Annotated in this window: 26 protein-coding genes; 9 read left to right on the top strand and 17 right to left on the bottom strand. The window is 71.4% G+C overall.

Annotation, left to right across the window (positions count from 1 at the left end):
* Position 1 precedes the first annotated feature (1 nt).
* Positions 2-751, bottom strand: a complete 750-nt coding sequence (murI, locus tag ACZ7CH_RS31445; protein ID WP_470375646.1) for a glutamate racemase — start codon at positions 749-751, stop codon at positions 2-4.
* Between the two features lie 11 nt (positions 752-762).
* Positions 763-1374, bottom strand: coding sequence for a rhomboid family intramembrane serine protease (locus ACZ7CH_RS31440; RefSeq protein ID WP_458434109.1), 612 nt, complete (start codon positions 1372-1374; stop codon positions 763-765).
* 32 nt (positions 1375-1406) lie between these two features.
* On the opposite strand from ACZ7CH_RS31440, the gene ACZ7CH_RS31435 reads away from it, so the two are divergent.
* Positions 1407-2267, top strand: coding sequence for an SMP-30/gluconolactonase/LRE family protein (locus ACZ7CH_RS31435; protein ID WP_470375596.1), 861 nt, complete (start codon positions 1407-1409; stop codon positions 2265-2267).
* Positions 2268-2301: 34 nt separating this feature from the next.
* Here ACZ7CH_RS31435 and ACZ7CH_RS31430 read toward each other — a convergent pair whose 3' ends face one another.
* The 7 genes from ACZ7CH_RS31430 to clpS all read right to left on the bottom strand — a co-directional run bounded on the left by ACZ7CH_RS31430 (position 2302) and on the right by clpS (position 6144).
* The gene (locus ACZ7CH_RS31430) at positions 2302-3252 is read right to left on the bottom strand and encodes a PLP-dependent cysteine synthase family protein (RefSeq protein WP_470375595.1); all 951 of its coding nucleotides are present in this window, start codon (positions 3250-3252) and stop codon (positions 2302-2304) included.
* Between the two features lie 8 nt (positions 3253-3260).
* Positions 3261-3533 (bottom strand): MoaD/ThiS family protein, encoded by a 273-nt coding sequence (locus ACZ7CH_RS31425; RefSeq protein WP_053735880.1) that lies wholly within the window; start codon positions 3531-3533, stop codon positions 3261-3263.
* Positions 3534-3558: 25 nt separating this feature from the next.
* Positions 3559-3969: a M67 family metallopeptidase gene (locus ACZ7CH_RS31420; protein ID WP_053735881.1), complete on the bottom strand. Its 411-nt coding sequence runs from the start codon at positions 3967-3969 to the stop codon at positions 3559-3561.
* A gap of 96 nt (positions 3970-4065) precedes the next feature.
* Positions 4066-4365, bottom strand: a complete 300-nt coding sequence (locus ACZ7CH_RS31415; RefSeq protein WP_470375594.1) for a hypothetical protein — start codon at positions 4363-4365, stop codon at positions 4066-4068.
* Between the two features lie 17 nt (positions 4366-4382).
* The gene (locus ACZ7CH_RS31410; protein ID WP_470375593.1) at positions 4383-5294 is read right to left on the bottom strand and encodes a P1 family peptidase; all 912 of its coding nucleotides are present in this window, start codon (positions 5292-5294) and stop codon (positions 4383-4385) included.
* Complete coding sequence (locus tag ACZ7CH_RS31405) at positions 5291-5848, bottom strand: DUF2017 domain-containing protein (protein ID WP_360398199.1); 558 nt, start codon at positions 5846-5848, stop codon at positions 5291-5293. Before ACZ7CH_RS31405 ends, ACZ7CH_RS31410 begins: the two co-directional genes overlap by 4 nt.
* A complete protein-coding gene (clpS, locus tag ACZ7CH_RS31400; protein ID WP_053736042.1) occupies positions 5845-6144 on the bottom strand; it encodes an ATP-dependent Clp protease adapter ClpS in 300 nt (99 codons plus the stop codon). Before clpS ends, ACZ7CH_RS31405 begins: the two co-directional genes overlap by 4 nt.
* Before the next feature lie 79 nt (positions 6145-6223).
* Between clpS and ACZ7CH_RS31395 the strand changes: the two genes are divergently transcribed.
* Together ACZ7CH_RS31395 and ACZ7CH_RS31390 are read left to right on the top strand one after the other, a co-directional pair.
* A complete protein-coding gene (locus ACZ7CH_RS31395; protein ID WP_470375592.1) occupies positions 6224-7513 on the top strand; it encodes a nicotinate phosphoribosyltransferase in 1290 nt (429 codons plus the stop codon).
* Positions 7510-8049, top strand: a complete 540-nt coding sequence (locus tag ACZ7CH_RS31390) for an isochorismatase family protein (RefSeq protein WP_360398195.1) — start codon at positions 7510-7512, stop codon at positions 8047-8049. Before ACZ7CH_RS31395 ends, ACZ7CH_RS31390 begins: the two co-directional genes overlap by 4 nt.
* A gap of 13 nt (positions 8050-8062) precedes the next feature.
* Here the strand turns inward: ACZ7CH_RS31390 and ACZ7CH_RS31385 are convergent, their stop codons facing one another.
* The 4 genes from ACZ7CH_RS31385 to ACZ7CH_RS31370 form a co-directional block, all read right to left on the bottom strand.
* Positions 8063-8746 carry a hypothetical protein gene (locus tag ACZ7CH_RS31385; protein WP_470375591.1) on the bottom strand — a complete coding sequence of 228 codons (684 nt, stop codon included), beginning with the start codon at positions 8744-8746 and terminating at the stop codon, positions 8063-8065.
* A 112-nt stretch (positions 8747-8858) separates the two neighbouring features.
* Positions 8859-10031 (bottom strand): non-hydrolyzing UDP-N-acetylglucosamine 2-epimerase, encoded by a 1173-nt coding sequence (gene wecB / locus ACZ7CH_RS31380; protein ID WP_470375590.1) that lies wholly within the window; start codon positions 10029-10031, stop codon positions 8859-8861.
* Positions 10032-10100: 69 nt separating this feature from the next.
* Positions 10101-10298 carry an LPXTG cell wall anchor domain-containing protein gene (locus ACZ7CH_RS31375; RefSeq protein WP_360398189.1) on the bottom strand — a complete coding sequence of 66 codons (198 nt, stop codon included), beginning with the start codon at positions 10296-10298 and terminating at the stop codon, positions 10101-10103.
* Positions 10299-10309: 11 nt separating this feature from the next.
* Positions 10310-11074, bottom strand: coding sequence for a choice-of-anchor P family protein (locus ACZ7CH_RS31370; RefSeq protein WP_470375589.1), 765 nt, complete (start codon positions 11072-11074; stop codon positions 10310-10312).
* Positions 11075-11367: 293 nt separating this feature from the next.
* Between ACZ7CH_RS31370 and xrtP the strand changes: the two genes are divergently transcribed.
* The 6 genes from xrtP to ACZ7CH_RS31340 all read left to right on the top strand — a co-directional run bounded on the left by xrtP (position 11368) and on the right by ACZ7CH_RS31340 (position 17564).
* Positions 11368-11886 (top strand): exosortase P, encoded by a 519-nt coding sequence (xrtP, locus tag ACZ7CH_RS31365; RefSeq protein ID WP_360398185.1) that lies wholly within the window; start codon positions 11368-11370, stop codon positions 11884-11886.
* A gap of 44 nt (positions 11887-11930) precedes the next feature.
* Positions 11931-13253 carry a glycosyltransferase gene (locus ACZ7CH_RS31360; RefSeq protein ID WP_470375645.1) on the top strand — a complete coding sequence of 441 codons (1323 nt, stop codon included), beginning with the start codon at positions 11931-11933 and terminating at the stop codon, positions 13251-13253.
* Positions 13254-13345: 92 nt separating this feature from the next.
* The gene (locus ACZ7CH_RS31355; protein ID WP_470375588.1) at positions 13346-13921 is read left to right on the top strand and encodes a biotin transporter BioY; all 576 of its coding nucleotides are present in this window, start codon (positions 13346-13348) and stop codon (positions 13919-13921) included.
* 10 nt (positions 13922-13931) lie between these two features.
* Complete coding sequence (locus ACZ7CH_RS31350; protein ID WP_470375587.1) at positions 13932-14600, top strand: hypothetical protein; 669 nt, start codon at positions 13932-13934, stop codon at positions 14598-14600.
* A gap of 26 nt (positions 14601-14626) precedes the next feature.
* Entirely contained in the window at positions 14627-15454 is an 828-nt protein-coding gene (locus tag ACZ7CH_RS31345) for a TIGR04222 domain-containing membrane protein (RefSeq protein WP_470375644.1), read from the top strand.
* A gap of 100 nt (positions 15455-15554) precedes the next feature.
* Entirely contained in the window at positions 15555-17564 is a 2010-nt protein-coding gene (locus ACZ7CH_RS31340; protein ID WP_470375586.1) for an ATP-dependent DNA helicase, read from the top strand.
* On the opposite strand, the gene ACZ7CH_RS31335 is transcribed toward ACZ7CH_RS31340, so the two are convergent.
* Genes ACZ7CH_RS31335 through ACZ7CH_RS31320 form a run of 4 tightly spaced genes read right to left on the bottom strand, consistent with a single transcriptional unit; the run spans position 17521 to position 19362 of the window.
* Positions 17521-18129: a VOC family protein gene (locus ACZ7CH_RS31335; protein WP_470375585.1), complete on the bottom strand. Its 609-nt coding sequence runs from the start codon at positions 18127-18129 to the stop codon at positions 17521-17523. The genes ACZ7CH_RS31340 and ACZ7CH_RS31335 overlap by 44 nt on opposite strands.
* A gap of 48 nt (positions 18130-18177) precedes the next feature.
* Positions 18178-18477, bottom strand: coding sequence for a hypothetical protein (locus ACZ7CH_RS31330; RefSeq protein WP_360398173.1), 300 nt, complete (start codon positions 18475-18477; stop codon positions 18178-18180).
* Positions 18474-18779, bottom strand: a complete 306-nt coding sequence (locus ACZ7CH_RS31325) for a PadR family transcriptional regulator (protein WP_360398171.1) — start codon at positions 18777-18779, stop codon at positions 18474-18476. The genes ACZ7CH_RS31330 and ACZ7CH_RS31325 overlap by 4 nt, the downstream gene beginning before the upstream one ends.
* Positions 18780-18789: 10 nt before the next feature.
* Positions 18790-19362, bottom strand: coding sequence for a VOC family protein (locus tag ACZ7CH_RS31320; RefSeq protein WP_360398169.1), 573 nt, complete (start codon positions 19360-19362; stop codon positions 18790-18792).
* Positions 19363-19383 lie beyond the last annotated feature (21 nt).

Raw genomic sequence — 19383 nt, 5'->3', positions numbered from 1 at the left:
GTTACCCCCACTGTTCGAACGTCGGCAGGAACCTGGCGGCCAGCTTGGCGAAGCGCTCCGGCGGACCGGTGCACGTCACCCGGTGCACGGGCGGGTCGGCGGCGAAGTCGTCGCGTTCGGTCAGCAGCCGCACCACGTCCTTCACGGTCTCCTCGGCGCTGGACACCAGCGTCACGTGCTCGCCCATGACGATCTGGATCACGCCGGTCAGCAGCGGGTAGTGGGTGCACCCCAGCACCACGGTGTCGACCTCGGCGCGCTGCAACGGTTCCAGGTAGGCCTGGGCGAGACCCAGCACCTGCCGGCCGGAGGTGACGCCGCGTTCCACGAAGTCGACGAACCGCGGGCAGGCCGCCGCCGTGACGGTGACGTCCCGCGCGGCCTGGAAGGAGTCCTGGTAGGCGTGCGAGTTGATCGTGCCGACCGTGGCGATCACACCGACCCGGCCGGACCGCGTCGACCGCACCGCGCGGCGCACCGCGGGCAGGATCACCTCGACCACCGGCACGTCGTAGCGTTCCCGCGCATCGCGGAAGCAGGCGGCGGAGGCGGTGTTGCAGGCGATCACGAGCATCTTGGCGCCCTCGTCGACCAGCCGGTCGCACACCTCCAGGGCGTGCTTGCGGGCCTGCGCGATGGGCAGCGGCCCGTAGGGACCGTTCGCGGTGTCACCGATGTAGTGGATCGACTCGCCGGGCAGCTGTTCCACGACGGCTCTGGCGACCGTCAGGCCGCCGACGCCCGAGTCCATGATCCCGATCGTCACGCCGTGAATGTAGCCGGTGCGGCCGCCCTGCGGTTGTCGCGAGAAACACCCCACGCGGCCAGGACTCCACCCATTGCGCCGAACAGGTGGCCTTCCCACGACACGCCCGGCTGGCCCGGCAGCACACCCCACAGCGCCGCGCCGTACAGGGCGAACACGCCGACGGCGATCACGAGCTGCAGCCACGACCGCGCGAAGACACCGCGCACCAGCAGGAAGGTGAGGAAGCCGAACACGAGCCCGGACGCGCCGATGTGGCTGCCCTCGCTGCCGAACACCCAGACGCCGAGCGTGCTCGTCAACCAGATGACCGCGGTGACCTGGAAGAACTGCTTCAACCCACCGGAGGAGGCCAGGAACCCCAGCAGCAGCAACGGAACCGCGTTGCCGGTGAGGTGGCTCCAGTCGCCGTGGATCAGCGGCATCCACGCCAGGTTGTCCCACTGGCTGAAGTCGCGCGGCCGCACGCCGTCGTCCTCCAGCGAGCCACCGGTGGCGACGTCGAAGGCCTCGACGACGTAGAGGAAGCCGACGAACCCGGCCACCACCAGCAGCGACAGCACGGGGTGCGGCGGTATGACCCGTTTCGCGAGCGCAGTGCGGTCCACGTGTCCAGCCTACGTGCACCTAAGGTGGTCGGGTGTCGATCGAGGTAGCGGTGCGCGTATCGGCCCAGCTCGGCGAGGGGCCGACCTGGGACCACAGCAGCTCCACCCTGCTGTGGGTGGACATCCTGGCGTCCGAGGTGCACCGGTACGCGCCGGCGCGTGACGACGACGCGGTGCTCGCGCTCCCCCAGCACGTGGGCGCCGCGAAGCCGCGTGCGCAGGGCGGCCTCGTCTGCAACCTGCGCGACGGCATCGCGCTGGTCGACCGCGACGGCACCAAGAGCTGGCTCGTCTACTGGGCGCGCGACGGGGTGCGCGGCAACGACGCGGGCGTCGACCCGTCCGGCCGGCTGTGGGCCGGGACGATGCGCTACGACCAGGCGGCGAACGAGGGCTGGCTCGCGCGGGTCTCCGGTGACGGCGCGGCGAAGGTCGTGGTCAGCGAGGTCAACACGAGCAACGGCGTGGGCTGGAGCCCGGACGGCACGCTCATGTACTTCATCGACACGCCCACCCGCCGCATCGACGTGTTCGACTTCGACAACGCCGCGGGCACGGTCTCGAACCGCCGCCCGCTCGCCCACGTCGGCGGCACCGACGGCTCACCGGACGGGCTGACGGTGGACGCCGACGGGTGCGTGTGGGTCGCGCTGTGGGGTGGTCACGCGGTGCGCCGCTACACCCCGGGCGGCGAGCTGGACCGGGAGGTGGCGCTGCCGGTGGACCAGCCGACGGCGTGCTGCTTCGGCGGCAGCGACTTCACCGACCTCTACGTCACCTCGGCCCGCGTCGGGCTGTCCGACGAGACGTTGGTGCAGCGGCAGCTCAACGGGTCCGTGCTCGTGCTGCCCGGGATCGGCGCCGGACTGCCGGGAGTCGCGTTCGCGGGCTGAGGTGCGGTGACCGGAGTGGTCACCGCACAACCGGTCAGGCCCAGAGGTGCCCGTCGAGCCGCGCCGCCGCCTCGTCCAGGGTGCCCGAGTACGCGCCCGTGGACAGGTACTTCCAGCCGGCGTCGCAGACGATGAACACGATCTCGGCGGACTTGCCTGCGACCTCGGCCTTCTGCGCCACGGCCAGCGCGGCGTGCAGGATCGCACCGGTCGAGATGCCCGCGAAGATGCCCTCGGACTCCAGCAGCTGCCGGGTGCGGCGCAACGCGTCGTAGGAGCCGACCGAGTACCGCCCGGTCAGCACCGACTCGTCGTACAGCTCCGGAACGAAGCCCTCGTCGAGGTTGCGCAAGCCGTACACCAGCTCGCCGTAGCGCGGTTCCGCGGCGATGACCTGCACGTCCGGCTTGGCCTCGCGCAGGTACCGCCCGACACCGACGAGCGTGCCCGTCGTGCCCAGGCCGGCCACGAAGTGCGTGATCTCCGGCAGGTCGGCGAGGATCTCCGGCCCGGTGCCGCGGAAGTGCGCGTCGGCGTTGGCCGGGTTGCCGTACTGGTAGAGCATCACCCAGTCCGGGTTCTGCTTGGCGAGCTCCTTGGCCGTGGCGACGGCCTGGTTCGACCCGCCGGCCGCCGGGGAGAACACGATCCGCGCGCCGTAGGCCTGCAGCAGCTGGCGGCGTTCGGTCGAGGTGTTCTCCGGCATCACGCACACCAGGCCGTAGCCCTTGAGCTTCGCGGCCATGGCCAGCGCGATGCCGGTGTTGCCCGAGGTCGGCTCCAGGATCGTGGCACCGGGGCGCAGCACGCCGTCCCGCTCCGCCGCCTCGATCATGGCCAGCGCGGGCCGGTCCTTGATCGAGCCGGTCGGGTTGCGGTCCTCGAGCTTCGCCCAGATGCGCACGTTCTCCGACGGGGACAGCCTCGGCAGGCCCACCAGCGGGGTCCCGCCGAGCGCGTCCAGCAGCGAGTCGTAGCGCGCCATGGTGTGGCTCAGCCGCCCGCGACGGCCGGGAGGATGGTGACGTTGTCGCCGTCCTTCACCGCGGCGTCGAGGCCACCGGCGAAGCGCACGTCCTCGTCGTTGACGTAGACGTTGACGAAGCGGTGCAGCGCACCCTCCTTGACCAGGCGGGCCTTGAGGCCGCCGTGGTTGTTCTCCAGGTCGTCGATGACCTCGGCGAGCGTCGCGCCGGTGGCGGACACCGACTTCTCGCCCCCGGTGTGGGTGCGCAGGATGGTCGGGATCGACACGGTGACGGCCATGGTGGTTCTACCTCCGGGAGAAACTTCAGGATTCGATGATCTTGACCGGTTCCTCGGTCACGACGCCGTCGACGATGCGGTACGACCGCAGCTCGTGCTCGATCGGGTCACGCGTGGAGACCAGCACGTAGTGCGCCTCCGGCTCGCCCGCGAACGAGATGTCGGTGCGGGACGGGTACGCCTCGGTGGCGGTGTGCGAGTGGTAGACGACCACCGGCACCTCGTCGTTGGCGTCCATCTCCCGCCACACCTTGAGCTGCTCACCCGCGTCGAACCGGTAGAAGGTGGGCGACCTCTCGGCGTTCTCCATCTCGATGAAGCGCTCGGGGCGGTCCGAGCCCGCGGGCCCGGCGATCACCCCGCACGCCTCGTCGGGGTGGTCACGGCGGGCGTGGGCCACCATCGCGTCCACCAGGTCACGGCGAATCACCAGCACGCAGTCAATCCTACGGGCTGGCGGAAGTTGTCTCGGTATGCGAGATAACACCTCCCGCACCTGGCCTTGCCTGCGCAGATGCGGGCTCCGGGACGGTCACCGCCGCCGGCTGAGCACCACCACGAGGTAGAGCGCCAGCAACGCCACACCGCGCCGCCGCTGCCCCTGGTCCAGGGTGCGCCACGCGGCCAGCTCCGCCCACGCGGCGAGCGGGGTGGTGAGCACGCCCAGCTTCATCAGCACCTTCCCGAACCCCGGCGGGACCAGGAAGGACGCCACGAAGAGCCCGGCGGGCGCGACCGCCACCAGCTCCCTCCCGGGCACCTCGCGGCCCGCCACGGAGGGCGGTACGAGCTCGGACACGACACCGGCTGCCTGATCGATCACATCGGCCATGCCGGCGGGTTACCCACTCAGAGGTCGCGGAACGCCTGCACGCCGTTCGCGGTCGTCGCCTCGCGCGCACCGGACACCACGGCCTCGGCGAACGCGTCCGCGGCGGCCGTGCAGAGCGCGTCCAAGGCGAACGCGCGCGGTTCCGCGAGCGGGCGGGCGCCGGTGGCCAGTGCGAACACCGTGTCACCGTCGAACATGGAGTGCGCGGGGCGCACCGCCCGCGCGAGCCCGTCCTGGGCGGCCATCGCGAGGCGCTGGCACTCCGCTTTGGACAGTTCCGCGTCGACGGCGACCACGCCGATCGTGGTGTTCAGCCCGTCCGGTTTGCGCTGCGGCAGCACCACCGGTGACGTGCCGAGTGACGGCAGCCACGGCAGGCCCGTCGCGCGGTCCACGACCTCACCGGCCGCGTTGACCACGGCGAGCGCCCCGATGTGGTGGTCACCGACCCGGCCGGTGAACGCGCCGATGCCGCCCTTGAGCGACCCGACCCGCGCACCGGCACCCGCGCCGACGCAGCCCAGGGCGAACTCCGCGGCGGCAGCGGCACAGGCTTCGTAGCCGAACGAGGCGTCCGGCCGGTTGCCCCACTCGGACATCGGCAGGTCGAAGATCACCGCACCGGGCACGATCGGCACCACGTGGTGCGGCTGCGCGCCGACCTGGAAGCCGATCGAGCGTTCGGAGAGCCAGCGCATCACGCCGTCCGCCGCCGCGAGCCCGTACGCCGACCCGCCGGACAGGCAGATCGCGTGCACCTGCTGCACCAGGTTCGCCGGGTCCAGCAGGTCGGTCTCGCGGGTGCCGGGGGCGCCGCCGCGGCCGTCGACCGCGCCCACCGCGCCGGCGGGCACCAGCACGACCGTCGTGCCGGTGTTCCAGCCGGGTTCGACGCGGTGGTGGTGCCCGACCAGCACGCCGGGGATCACGCCAGCATCGCCTCGACCAGCGTCTCCTGCACCCAGGTGAGCCAGTGGTAGACGCCCAGGTGCGGCGAGCGCGGGTCCTCCGGGGGCAGCTCGTCCGGCATGTCCTCCTGGACGTCCAGCGCCGTCCCGAGGGCCAGACGCACGTCGTTGAGCGACGCGAGCCAGGCCTCCGCCTCACCGATCGTCAGCCTGATCTCCCCGCCGTCGGGAGAGCAGGTCCGCAGCACGGTCTCGGCGGCACCGGTCTTCTGGTCCAGCAGCTCCGGCTCGTGCAACGACCGCAGAGCCGCCGCGGAGTCCACCTCCGCGGGGTCGGGCGCGTCGTCGTCGAGCCGGTGGAAGTCCGGCAGCAACCGGCCCAGGATCGGGTCGTCGGGTGCCTGCGAGGGTCCGGTCCTGATCCCGGTCAGCTCGGCGAGCTCGTCCTGGGGCGCTTCCTCGGCGCGGGCCATCAGCATGTCCTGGATCTGGCTGACCAGACCCCGCACGACCGCCGCCTCCTGGCGGTCGAGCCTGCCGACGACGACGTCACCGTCGCGGATCCACCGCTTCACGAGGCCCGCTGCATGGTCGCCCAGAGCCCTGCCGCGTGGAGCTTCGCCACGTCGGCCTCCACCTTGTCCTTGGTGCCCGATGTCACGATCGCCTTGCCCTTGTGGTGCACGTCGAGCATCAGCTTGGTCGCTTTGTCCCTGCTGAACCCGAACAGCTTCTGGAAGACGTACGTCACGTACGACATGAGGTTGACCGGGTCGTTCCAGACCACGGTCTGCCATGGCCGGTCCTCGGCTGCGATCTCCGCGCCAATGGGCTCGGCATGCGTCCGTTCCTGTTCGACGGGCGTGGTCATACCGCCAATGGTGTCATGTTCGCCGCAGTCGCGGAGACGGCATGCGGCTAAACCGGATGCGACCTTAGGGTGGGTGACCATGAACTCCACGGCCTTGCTGACCGACCACTACGAGCTGACGATGCTCGCGGCCGCGCTGCGTGACGGCACCGGTGACCGTCCGTGCGTGTTCGAGGTGTTCGCGCGCAGGCTCCCGGACGGCCGCCGCTACGGCGTGGTCGCGGGGGTGAACCGGCTGCTCGACGCCATCGAGGACTTCCGCTTCGGCGAGGAGGAGATCGACCAGCTGCGCCGCAACGCCGTGGTCGACGACGCCACGCTGGAGTGGCTCGCGAACTACCGGTTCTCCGGTGAGGTCGACGGCTACCCGGAGGGCGAGCTCTACTTCCCCGGCTCCCCGGTGCTGACCGTGCGCGCCTCGTTCGCCGAGGGCGTGGTGCTGGAGACGCTGGCGCTGTCGATCCTCAACCACGACAGCGCGATCGCCTCGGCCGCCGCCCGCATGGTCACCGCCGCGAACGGCCGGCACATGATCGAGATGGGCTCCCGCCGCACGCACGAGGAAGCCGCCGTGGCGTGTGCCCGCGCGGCCTACCTGGCGGGCTTCCACGCGACCTCCAACCTGGAGGCGGGCCGCAGGCACGGCATCCCGACGGCCGGCACGTGCGCGCACGCGTTCACGTTGCTGCACGACACCGAGGAAGAGGCGTTCCGCAGCCAGGTCGAGGCGCTGGGCGTCGGCACGACGCTGCTGGTCGACACCTACGACATCACCGAGGGCATCAAGACGGCCGTGGCCGTCGCGGGCCCCGAGCTGGGCGCGATCCGGATCGACTCCGGTGACCTCGGCGTGATGGCCAGGCAGGCGCGCGACCAGCTCGACGCGCTGGGCGCGAAGAACACCCGGATCGTCGTGTCCAGCGACCTCGACGAGTACGCCATCGCCGCCCTGCGCGCGGAGCCCGTGGACGCCTACGGCGTGGGCACCTCGGTCGTGACCGGGTCCGGCGCGCCGACCGCGGGCATGGTCTACAAGCTCGTCGAGGTCGACGGGCGGCACGTGGAGAAGCGCAGCACGTCGAAGCAGTCGCGCGGCGGCTGGAAGAAGGCGCTGCGCCGGCACAAGGACACCGGCACGGCGCTGGAGGAGGTCGTGTTCCAGGCCTCCGCGGAACCCGAGCTGGGCCCGCACGACCGGCTCGTGCAGGTCCCGCTGATGCGGGCGGGCAAGCTCGCCGACGGCGTCCCCGGGCTGGAGCAGAACCGCGAACGCCTGCGGGCCGCGCTGGTCAGCGTGCCGTGGGAGGGCCTGAAGCTCTCGCGCGGCGAGCCCGCGATCCCGACGGTCTACCTGGAGGAGTCGAAGTGACCAAGGCACTGATCGTCGTCGACGTGCAGAACGACTTCTGCGAGGGCGGGTCCCTCGCGGTCGCCGGTGGCGCGGCCGTGGCGGAGGCCATCTCGCGGCACATCGCGGCCTCGTCCTACGACCACGTCGTGGCGACCCGCGACTACCACGTGGACCCCGGTGAGCACTTCAGCGAGACGCCGGACTTCGTCGACAGCTGGCCGGTGCACTGCGTGGCCGGCACGGCCGGTGCGTCGTTCCACCCCGAGCTCGACGTCGCCGGGATCGAGCAGGTGTTCTCGAAGGGCCGGTTCGCCGCGGCGTACTCCGGGTTCGAGGCGGAGAACGACCTCGCGGGCTGGCTCACCGCCAAGGGCGTGACCGAGGTGGACGTCGTGGGCATCGCGACGGACCACTGCGTGCGGGCCACGGCGCTCGACGCGCATCGCAACGGGTTCCGCACGACGGTGCTGGCCGGGCTGACCGCGGCCGTGGCGCAGAACACCCGCGACGCCGCTCTGGACGAGCTGCGCGCCGCGGGTGTCGTGGTGTCCTGAGCTGCCCCGACCGCTACGGGGTGGGCGAGCAGGCCGCCGTGCCGAGGGTGATGCTGCCCGTGTAGCCGGACGACGGCTCGAACGTGATCCGCAGCAGGGTCGTGCTGAGGCTGCCGTCGTTCGGCTCCGGGAACGCGGTGTCGGTGAACTTCGCCTTGGCCAGCACGGTTCCGGTGCTGGACTTGACGTCGTGGACGTACCCGGCGGGGATCTGCGCGGGCAGCCCCGGCCAGCCGGACAGGCCCTTGAGCCCCCAGGCCGCCTGCGTGCCCTCCGCGTCGGCGGAGCAGGTGATCGTCCACTCGGCGATCTTGAGCCGCGGGCCCTTCTGCGCCATCAGCGCCGACAGCTCGAAGGCGGTGCCCTTGGCCGTCGACGTCGTCGTGGTGGTGAACTCCGCCTCGTTGACCACGGTGGTCGTGCAGGTGGAGGACGTCGCACCGATCTTGAGCCCGGTCCCGCTCACCGCGGGGCTCGCCCCGGTGACCGTGCCCGCCTGCTCCGGGTTCACGTCGCACACGGCGAGCGGGCCGACCACGACCGTCTGGCCGCCCTGCTGCGCGAAGTCCGCGGACCCGGACGACGCGCGGCCGGGCGGGTTCGCCGCCAGCGCGGGCGCGGCCGTGGCGAAGGTCAACGCGACCACGACACCGGCGATCACACTCTTGCGCACTTCGGTCCCCTCGGGCTCGGTCATGTTCGGTTCCTGACCCCGATCCTCTCCGCGTCGCGCGGCTGAGCCGACGGTTCGCCCCGTACATCACCCGTTCGTGGAAGCCGGACCAACCGACCTGGTGACGCACGAGCTGCTAATACACGCCCGCGAGGGTGGCGAACGGCTCCCGGCGCGGCAGTGCGGTCGGCAGGCCGGCCAGCCGCTCGATCGCCGCGCAGACCCGGACGGCGGCACGCCCGTCGCCGAAGGGGTTGCGCCCCGGGGGGAGCCGCAACCGGGAGCCGAGCACCCAGCCCGCCTCGGCGAGGATGCGGGTGGTGTCGGTGCCGACGAGCCAGGCGCACCCGGCGTCGACGGCCAGCACGCGTTCGGTCGTCTCGCGCAGCACCAGCACGGGCACGCCGAACGACGGCGCCTCCTCCTGGAGTCCGCCGGAGTCGGTGAGCACCAGTGCGGCGCGCTTGAGCACCCGCACCAGGTCCGGGTAGTCGAGCGGGTCGGTGATGACGACCCGCTCGTGCCCGCCGAGCAGGGAGACGACCTGTTCGCGCACACCGGGGTTCGGGTGCGCGGGGACCAGCACGTGCAGGTCGGGGTGGCGGTCGGCGAGGGACCGCACGGCGTTGAGCACGCGCATCAACGGCCGGCCCCACGACTCGCGCCGGTGCACGGTGAGCAGCAGCAGCCGGCCGCCGGTGGCGTCCAGACCGCGTTCCAGAGCGGCGAGGTCGGCGCTGCGGGCAGGGAGGTCGAGGGCGGCGACCCGCTGCACGGCGTCCACGACCGTGTTGCCGGTGACCACGACGTGGCTGTCCGGCAAGGACTCCGCGTGGAGGGCGTTGGCCGCGTCGTCGGTCGGCGCCAGGTGCAGCGAGGTGACGCGGGAGATCATCTGCCGGTTCCCCTCCTCGGGGAACGGGCCGTACAGGTCGCCGGTGCGCAGACCGGCCTCCAGGTGCGCCACGGGGATGCCGCGCCAGTACGAGGCGAGTGCCGCGGCGAGGGCGGTGGTCGTGTCGCCCTGCACCAGCGTGACCGCCGGGTCGCGGCCGGCCAGCACGGCGTCGAACTCGGGCAGCAGCCGGGAGACCAGCTCGGCCTGGGTGCCGCTGGTCCTGGGCACGTCCAGGCGCAGGTCGGGGACGAGGTCGAACGCGCTGAGGGCCTGCTCGACCATGCCGGAGTGCTGTCCGCTGTGGACGATCGTGGGGTGGAGGCCGGGGTGCCCCCTCAACGCGATCGCGACGGGGGCGATCTTCACGGCTTCCGGGCGGGTGCCCGCGACCAGCAGAACTTCCTTGCTCACACCGTTGTCCTCTCGGGGGAGGCGGGCCGGTCCGCCCGGGTGCGGGGGCATCCCCGGGCGGACCGGTGATCAGCCCGCTCGATTCGGTCTGGTTGTGGCCGGGACGGGGACCGCGCGCCGCTTCCTGCGCGCCGAGCGCAGGAGGAACGCGCCCGCGACGAGCAGCACGACTCCCGCGGCGATCCACCACGTCACGTCCGCGCCGGTGACCGCGAGGGCACCGACACCCGTGCCGACGCCCACGCCGGTTCCGGGGACCTTGTACATCGGCCGCTCTCCTAGACCGCGGTGAGCGACGCGCGCCTGCGCAGCGCCACGAACGCGACCGGGACGGCGACGACACCGAGCAGGCCGAGGCCGATCCACAGGCCGGCGCCCGACGCCATCGGGATGGGCAGGCCGGCGGGGCCGCAGGTGGCGGACGAGATGACCACGTCACCGGTGCCGATCGAGCCGAGCACGCCCTGCAGCAGCCTGATGTGGATCGCGTTGACCGTGAGGCTGCCGTCGGCGTTCTTCAGCTGCTCGTTGAAGACCACCTCGGCGACCTTGACCCCGGCGAGCGCGACGTCGAGCACGGTGTTCGGCGCCGGGTCGGCGTTGACCTGGCCGAGCTCGCCCAGGTCGACGCCCGTGAGCTTCGCCTTGCCGGCCAGGCCCTTCTGGGTGGCCGCGCACTCCGCCTCCACCAGCTCGGCGGAGACCTTGCCGGTGACCCCGGACAGCAGGTCGACCCGGACGTCCGCGGTGCTCGCCCGCGAGGACACGCCGCCGGACCTCTCGTCGCGCGACGCGGAAGTGTTGATCACACCGGTCTTGAGGATGCCGGTGAGGTCGACGCCCAGGAACGTGTTCTGCGTCGGCCCGTTCGCGCTGGCGGCGGCGAACGGCTCGGCGTTGACCGCCGGGCTGCCGAGCAGGGTCACGGTGAGCTTCGCGCCGTGGGCCGAGGCGTCCCCCGGAGCGGCCGAAGCGGGTGCGGCACCGGCCAGAAGTGCTGCGATGGCAGCAACTCCGGCCAGTCCCGTCAGTCGGAAACGCATGAAACTCCCTCCGTCATTCCTCCGGCCCCAGGGCGCGTTCGAACCAAGCTGGTTCACGCTTTCCGGGGGCAGTTACCGGCATCGGCGTTATTCCGGGGGAACTGAGGGTTACTCCCCGTATCGGGCGACATGATCACTCGACTCGCCCAGTCGGTGCCACGGATCGTGGGACTTTTGATCAATTTCCGGTCACGGCATCACTCGATCCGGGGATGAGGGCTGACGTTCCGTCAACCGATGGAAGGTCAAGTAGCCCGTCTGGGCGCTCCCTCATCGGTGGAAAGGATTCTCGGGTGACGCTTGCCCTGCGCCGCGCCGCATTCCCGAGCCGGGTGACGGTGGTCGTCCTGCTCGCACTCGCCGCCGGACTCGTGTTCGCGCACCGCCTCTACCGCACGGTGGAGATCTCGCTGTCCGGTGCGGTGCTGAGCGCCATCAGCTCCTACGGCGTGGAGGTCGTCGCCGACCGCCAGACCGTCTACTTCGGACTGGGCTCGGACACGCCGCTGGGCCTGCGCATGACGCCCGAGTGCACGTCAGCGTTCCTGGTGCTGCCGCTGGTGGTCGTGGGCGCGGTGATGATCGCGCTGCGGCCGCGGGTCCAGTCGCGCGTGCTGGTCGCGCTGGGCGTGGCCGCGCTGGCGGTCGTGGTGGTCAACCAGTTCCGGGTGCTCACGCTGGTGGGGCTGGTGGACTGGCTGGGCGTGGACACCGGCTACTACTGGGGGCACACGCTGCTGGGGTCGATGGTGAGCGTGTTCGGTGGCGCGGCGGCACTCGTCGCGTTCGTGTGGCTGGCGACGCGGAAGTGAGCCTCGACCTCGTCCTCGGGTTCACGCAGGCGCTCGCCCTGACCATGAGCGTCGCCTTCGTGACGTACGTGTTCGTGATCGTGGTGCCGTACCTGCGGCGCAAGCCCGCGCCCGTCGGTGAGCCGTCGTCGTTGGAGTGGCACTTCTTCGTGCCGTGCCGTGACGAAGAGGCCGTCATCGGTGACACGATCCGCTATCTGCGCGGGACGTTCCCCATCGCGCACGTGTGGGTCATCGACGACGACTCCGACGACCGCACCGCGGGAGTCGTGCGCGCGTTGAAGCGCAACGGTGGCGTTCGCGACCCGAACATCCATCTCGTGCAACGCCAACGCCCGTACGCGCGCACCGGCAAGGGCAACGCGTTGAACGACGCCTACCGCACGGTGAAGCTGTGGATGGGCCGGCGCGCGGACACCGAGAGCGCGATCATCGTCGTGGTCGACGCGGACGGCCGGCCGGCACCGAACTTCCTGGAGGTGTGCGCGGCCCAGCACCTCTTCGGCAACCCGCGGATCGGCGCGGTGCAGGTGGACGTGCGGATGATCAACGCGGGCCAGCGCCAGCCGGGGGTGTCGCGGTGGCGGCGCGCGTTCGGCGCCGGGCTGGTGCGCATGCAGGACCTGGAGTTCCGCACGGCCATCGCGGCGATCCAGCTCTCGCGCGGCGCGACCGGCACGATCTCCATGGGCGGCAACGGACAGGCCACGCGACTGTCCGCTTTGGACTCGATCGCCGGACCGGCGGGCAGCCCGTGGCGCGGGTCGCTGCTGGAGGACTTCGAGCTCGGCGTGCACCTGCTGACCGAGGGCTGGCACACCGGGTTCACGCTCGACACGCACGTGAACCAGGAGGCGCTGTACTCGTTGCGCCGGTTCCTCGCCCAGCGCACCCGGTGGGGTCAGGGGACGATGCAGTGCACGCGCTACCTGCGGCGCATCTGGGACTCCGACCACCTGACCACGCTGGGCGCTGCCGAGATGACGTACTACCTCGCCCAGCCGTGGATGCAGCTGCTCGGCACGCTGATCTACCCGATCCCGGTGGCGCTCATGGCCTACCGGTTCGCCGTGTCGCCGTCGGAGGTCGTGTTCTGGTTCTTCGACGGCGCGTGGGTCCTGTTCACCGTGTACGGCGCGTTCGGGCTGTTGCCGTTCGTGCTGTGGGGACCGGTGTACCGCGCGCGTTGCGAGCCCGTGGGTTTTTGGAGGTCCATCGGGTACGGGTTCGGTTACGCGTTGTACATCTACACCTTCTACATCACGTCGTGGCGCGCGGTGGTCAGGCTGGCCCGCGGCCACAACGGATGGGCCAAGACCAGGCGCAACACCGAACGCGTGGGCGGCAAGGTCGCACTCGATGTGTGACCGGTCACTTTGTGGAGACCAGACAAAGACGTTCTCGAGTTCCCCTGGTTAATCTCAGGCCCTCTTGCCATTCCGCCTGGGAGGGAACGCTCGTGGCCGCTCTCGCACTCGCGCCCCGTCGCACCGTGCTCGCCGACTTCGTCCCGGGCGCACTCGCCCGCGACCTCACCCTCGTGGTGGCCGGTGCCGCCCTCACCGGTCTCGCCGCGCAGGTGGCGCTGCCGATCCCGGGCAGCCCGGTGCCGCTGACCGGTCAGACGTTCGCCGCGCTGCTGGTCGGTGCCGCGCTGGGCTGGCAGCGCGGCGCGATCTCGATGCTGCTGTACCTGATCGCCGGTGTCGCCGGTGTGCCGTGGTTCCAGGGCGGTTCGTCCGGCGTCCCGGTGTCGCTGGGCTACGTGGTGGGCTTCGTGTTCGCCGGTGCCCTGGTCGGCGCGCTCGCCGCCCGCGGTGGTGACCGCACGCCGGTGCGCACGGCCGGCACGATGGTGCTGGGCAACCTCGCGATCTACGCGGTCGGCGTGCCGTGGCTGATGGCGATGACCGGCATGGGCTTGGTGAAGGCGCTGTCGGTGGGCGTGCTGCCGTTCCTGCTCGGTGACCTGCTGAAGGTCGCACTGGCCGCCGGTCTGCTGCCGGGCGCCTGGGCCCTCGTCCGCCGCCGGTAGCGTGGACCGGGTGGTGACGCCCGGGGAGTACCTGGACCTGCTGGATGCGCGCCTGCCCGGTCTTGTGGCAGGCGCGCATCTTCACGGCTCGCGCGTGCTGGACGACGTGGTCTTCGACTCCGATCTGGACGTCGTCGTCGAGCTCGCCGCTGCTGCTGATGTGCCCGCCGTGGACGGTGTGGACGTTTCCGTGGTGATGGCGGGCGACCTCTCTCGTCCCGTTTCTTCGGTGACGCCTCTTTTCGGCGAAGTCACGCCCGTACTGTGGCAACAGTTGCGGACCGTCGGTCAGACCGTGCGCAGCACACGGCCCGCATGCCCGGTCACTGCTGCTGAGGTGGCGGCGTACTGCCGTGCGAACCTCGTGTCGTACTGGAAGCCTCAGCTCGACGCCGGTCGTGCCGCGCTGAGGACCGTCGACCAGCGCATCCCGGTGTTCCGCGAGGCCGTGCTGTGGGTCGGTCTGGGTCCCGCGCGCCTGTGGCACACCATCCGCACGGGTGAGATCGTCAGCAAGTCCCGCGCCGGCGTCCTGGCCGCCGAGCAGTGGCCCGACCTCGGCCCGTTGCTCCTGGACCTGGTCGAGGCTCGCCGGGACGCCGCCGTCGTGCTGACGCCGGACCACCTCGCGGCGGCACTCGGCCTGGGTGACCGCGTCCTCGCCGACGTGACCGCTTGATCTCGTTCGGTGACCGGCGTAACGCCGTGCCCCGGCCCGTCGAGAACTCCGTGACGTCCCCTGCTCACGGAGATCCCCCAGTGCAGACCACCCCCGAGGAACTCGCCTGCCTCGCCGGCGGCCCCCGCCGCGCCGCCGAGGTCGCCGTCGCCCGCCTCGCCGACGCGGGCCAGCTGCGCCTGTCCCGTGAAGGCTTCGCCACGGCCACCTCCCGCCACGGCGCCGCCACCCCGCTGGAGGCCCGCGTCCTCGGCGAGCTCCGCCGCTCCGGCCGCTACCTGCCGGACCTGCTGTCCGCGGTGGCCGCGAGCCAGGAGGCCGCAGGCCTGCGCGCCCACCTGGTGGACCGCGGTCTGCTGCGCGCCCGCCGTTCCCTGCGCCCGCGCCTGTACCCGTGGCTGTTCCTGCTGGGCTTCGCCCTGATCGGTGCGGGCGTCGTGTCGTTCGTGGCACCGGACGTGCTGTCGTTCGTGCCGGTGACCGTGCCGGGCTGGGCGTACTTCCCCGCGGCGGTGGCCCTGATCGCGCTGGCCGCCGTGCTCGGTGCCCGTGACCCCGGCCGCCTGCGCACACGGGCGGCGATGCGGATCGTGCGCCGCGCCGAGGCCCGGGTGTCGTCCGCGCGCAGCACCGAACGCCACACCCCGCACTACCGCCTGCGCGCGGTCGCCGTGGCCGGTCTGGGCGGGCAGGCGGCGTTGTTCGGGCTCACCCCGGCCGTGGTGGGTGCGCGGACCAAGTCGTCGGACGGCGGCAGCAGCTGCGGCGGCGGTTGCTCGTCGAGCAGTTGCAGCAGCAGCGACGGCGGCAGCAGCTGCGGCGGCGGCGGTTGCGGCGGCGGAGGCGGCGACTGACCCAGTCGGTAGTGGAAAAGTGCCTGTTGATGTTGAGTTGGCGGTACTCGCAGATGCGGGTGGAGCAGGAGTGTCGGGGGTGGCGGGTACGGTCTTCCCCGTGCCTGAAGTTCCCCCCACCCTGAGCCTGCTGGAAACCGCCGTCCACGCCGTCGGCGGCGCCGAGCGCCCCGGTCAGGTGGAGATGGCCGAGGCCGTCGACCGCTCCATCCGCACCGGTGAGCACCTGGCCGTGCAGGCGGGGACCGGCACCGGCAAGTCGCTCGCCTACCTGGTGCCGAGCATCCGGCACGCGATCGCCGAGAGCGAGACCGTGGTGGTGTCGACGGCCACGATCGCGTTGCAGCGGCAGCTGGTGGACCGGGACCTGCCGCGGCTCGCGAAGGCGTTGAAGAAGGAGCTGGGGCGCGAGCCCACGTACGCCATCCTCAAGGGGCGGCGGAACTACCTGTGCATGCACCGGGTGCACAACGGCGCGCCGGAGGAGCCGGAGGACGCGCTGTTCGACCCGTTCGCCGTGTCGAAGCTCGGGCGTGAGGTGAAGCGGCTGCACGAGTGGTCGTCGGACACCGAGACGGGCGACCGGGACGAGCTGGTGCCCGGTGTCAGCGAGCACGCGTGGCGGCAGGTGAGCGTCACGGCCAGGGAGTGCCTCGGGGTGTCGAAGTGCCCGATCGGGTCCGACTGCTTCGCCGAACGGGCACGGGCGCAGGCCGGCAAGGCCGATGTCGTGGTCACGAACCACGCGATGCTCGCCATCGACGCCCTTGAGGGCTACCAGGTGCTGCCGGAGCACGACGTGGTGGTGATCGACGAGGCGCACGACCTGGTCGACCGGGTCACGTCGGTGGCCACGGAGGAGCTCACCGGGGCGTCGATCTCGATCGCGGCACGGCGCTGCGGGCGGCTGATCGACCAGGACGTCGCCGACCGGCTGGCGGAGGCGAGCGACGGGCTCGCGATGATCCTGGAGGACCTGCCCGCCGGCCGGCTGGACGAGCTGCCGCGGGCCTTGGCCGGTGCGCTGGCGGCGACCAGGGACGCGGCGCACATGTGCATGTCGTCGCTCGGGCCGGAGCGCAAGGAGGACGTGGACGGCGCCACGGACCGCAAGCTCGCGATGTCGTTGCTGGAGGAGGTCCACGACTGCGCGGTGCGCATCCTCGACGCGTTCGGCGAGGAGCGCGACGTGGTGTGGGTGTCGGGCGACTTCAACCAGAAGACGCCGGCGTTGCGCGTCGCCCCGCTCGGGGTCGGCGGGCTGTTGCGGGAGCGGTTGTTCGGCAAGCGCACCACGGTTCTCACGTCGGCGACGCTCACGCTGGGTGGCGCGTTCGACGCGATGGCGCGGCAGTGGGGGCTGCCGCCGTCGGAGCAGGTCCGCAAGATCGAGGGTGCGGCCACCGACAAGGAGGTCAGGGACGTCGACGGTCCGAAGTGGAGCGGTCTCGACGTCGGCTCGCCGTTCGAGCACCGGTCGAGCGGCATCCTCTACGTGGCACGGCACCTGCCGCAGCCGGGCCGGGACGGGCTGCCGAAGGAGTACCTCGACGAGATCGAGGGGCTGGTGAACGCCGCCGGCGGTCGCGCGCTGGGGCTGTTCTCCTCGACGCGGGCGGCCAAGGCGGCTGCGGAGGCGTTGCGGGACAAGATCGAGTACCCGATCCTCTGCCAGGGCGACGACGCGACCGGCCTGCTGGTGAAGAAGTTCGCCGAGGACGAGCGCACGTGCCTGTTCGGCACGCTGTCGCTGTGGCAGGGCGTGGACGTGCCGGGGCCGAGCCTGCAGCTGGTGATCATGGACCGCATCCCGTTCCCGCGCCCGGACGACCCGCTGGCCTCCGCACGCCAGAAAGCCGTCAACTCCCGTGGAGGCAACGGCTTCCTGACGGTCGCGGCGACGCACGCGGCCCTGCTGCTCGCCCAGGGCGCCGGCCGCCTGCTGCGGTCGATGTCGGACAAGGGCGTGGTCGCGATCCTCGACCCGCGCCTCGCCACCGCCCGTTACGGCGGCTTCCTGCGCGCCTCGCTGCCGCCGTTCTGGACGACCTACGACCCGGACGTGGTCAGGGCCGCTCTCCAGCGCCTGGACGCGGCGCAGACCCGGTGACGCGCTCGACCAGCTCGTCGCGGTAGGCCGCCGCCGCCGCCCGTTCCGGATCGTCGGCGGCGGCCCGCTTCAGCGCACCCTCCAGGATCTTCAACGCCTGGCGCTCATCTCCGCGCGCGTCCCCCTGGCGTGCGGCGTTCTCCATCGCCCTGGCCAGCGCGGTCCGTGCCTCGGGTGCCGTGCCGGGCGTGCTGATCCGGATCCAGTTGCCGCCGGGGTCGACGACGGCGAACCCGGTGTACCGGTCGTTGCGCAGCCGGGGCCGGGTCATCCGCGGGATGCCGGAGATGAGCAGTTTTCCGTGCACGGCACGCATTCCCGCCGCGAACGCTTCGAACAACTCGTTGATGTCCGGCACGATGACCACGCACGTGCTGTACGACTGCTCCGGGTCGTAGCCGTCCATGCCGAAGAAGTGCAGGTTGATGTCTTCGCGCCGCAACGCCACATAGGGGTTCGGCTTCGTCTGCCGGTACGTGATCTCGAACCCGAGCATCTCGTAGAACGGCGCGATCTCGTCAATGGAGGGACAGGGCAGAAGTGGAATCGTCAGTTCGTTCGCCACTGCCCGAAGCTAAGCCCGGTCCCGCCGGAACGACACCGAGCTATTTGCTCATGCGAACAGCATGACCACGCCGGCCAGCACGAACAACGCCGACACCACCGCGATCGCCAGCACACGGCCACGCGGCGTCTGCGCGTGCCGCAACGCCATCCCCAACGGTCCGATCCCAGCCACAACAGCTCCCTTCGACGGCATGACGACAACAGCGAGCAAAGCCCCGAACGCCACGCGCACCGGCGACATGCCGAGTTCGCGCGCACCGGCAACATCCGCTTCCCATTGCTCGCGATAGCGCTCATCGCCCACGACGGCGGCCGCGAGGCGCACCAACAACAACGCGACTCTCATTGCGCCGTCCTCGGCACGAAACGCGGTTCCGGAGCACGCGCCGCGACCACGCGACGAGCCTCCGCCGCACCATCGGGCGTCAGCACGTACATCCGCCGCCGCGGCCCCTTGCGCGTGTCGTCGTCCTCCCACGACGACGTCACCCAGCCGGCCCGCTCCAACCGGTCCAGCAACGGGTACACGCTGCCCGACGGCCGCCCGGTCAGCTTGATGATCTCCAGGCCCCAGCGGGGTCCGGAGGCGCCGAGCAGCACCTCCAGCACGTCCACCGTGGCCTTGCCGATGCGGCGCAGGGGCTCCACGCCGGTAATACTACCTATGTAGATTAAGCCGTTCAAGCAGCTCTTCGCGGAACTCCAGCGCCGACGCCAGGTCGTCCTCCGACGCGTCCCACTCGCGGGCCAGCGCCCCTTCGAGGATGCGCAACGCCTGCCGCTCCGCCCCGTGCGACCCGGCCAGCGTCTCCGCGCTGTGCAGCGCCCGCGCCAGCCCGTTGCGCGCGGGCTCGCTCTCCTCCACCGCCGGCACGACGCGGATCCAGTTGCCGCCGGGGTCGACCACGAGGAACCCGTCGCGCCGGGGCCGGGTCATCCGCGGGATGCCGGACGACAGCACCTTCCCGTACACCGCCCGCATGCCGTGGGCGAACGCGTCGAACACCTCACGCGTGTCCTCCACCTGCACCAGGCACGAGCTGTACGACGTGGCCGGGTCGAAGCCGCGGATGCCGAAGAAGTGGAGCTGGACGTCCTCGCGCCGCACCGACAGGTAGGGCGTCGGCCGGTACTGCCGGTGCGTGATCGTGAACCCGAGCATCACGTAGAACTCGGCCACCTCGTCGATGGAGGCGCACGGCAGCAGCGGGATCGTCACCTCGTTGGCCACGCAGGCCACGCTAGACCCGGA

This window comes from Lentzea sp. NPDC037011, assembly GCF_055607425.1.
This window is presented reverse-complemented; position numbering and strand designations above follow the sequence as displayed.

Bases quoted from the DNA above. Each gene is read 5' to 3' on its own strand.
- ACZ7CH_RS31395 (WP_470375592.1), top strand. From the start codon at position 6,224: ATGAACTCCACGGCCTTGCTGACCGACCACTACGAGCTGACGATGCTC.
- ACZ7CH_RS31330 (WP_360398173.1), bottom strand. From the start codon at position 18,477: ATGAGAGTCGCGTTGTTGTTGGTGCGCCTCGCGGCCGCCGTCGTGGGC.
- murI (WP_470375646.1), bottom strand. From the start codon at position 751: ATGGACTCGGGCGTCGGCGGCCTGACGGTCGCCAGAGCCGTCGTGGAA.
- ACZ7CH_RS31430 (WP_470375595.1), bottom strand. From the start codon at position 3,252: ATGGCGCGCTACGACTCGCTGCTGGACGCGCTCGGCGGGACCCCGCTG.
- ACZ7CH_RS31370 (WP_470375589.1), bottom strand. From the start codon at position 11,074: ATGCGTTTCCGACTGACGGGACTGGCCGGAGTTGCTGCCATCGCAGCA.
- ACZ7CH_RS31415 (WP_470375594.1), bottom strand. From the start codon at position 4,365: ATGGCCGATGTGATCGATCAGGCAGCCGGTGTCGTGTCCGAGCTCGTA.
- ACZ7CH_RS31375 (WP_360398189.1), bottom strand. From the start codon at position 10,298: ATGTACAAGGTCCCCGGAACCGGCGTGGGCGTCGGCACGGGTGTCGGT.
- ACZ7CH_RS31385 (WP_470375591.1), bottom strand. From the start codon at position 8,746: ATGACCGAGCCCGAGGGGACCGAAGTGCGCAAGAGTGTGATCGCCGGT.
- clpS (WP_053736042.1), bottom strand. From the start codon at position 6,144: ATGACCACGCCCGTCGAACAGGAACGGACGCATGCCGAGCCCATTGGC.
- ACZ7CH_RS31360 (WP_470375645.1), top strand. From the start codon at position 11,931: ATGAGCGTCGCCTTCGTGACGTACGTGTTCGTGATCGTGGTGCCGTAC.
- ACZ7CH_RS31425 (WP_053735880.1), bottom strand. From the start codon at position 3,533: ATGGCCGTCACCGTGTCGATCCCGACCATCCTGCGCACCCACACCGGG.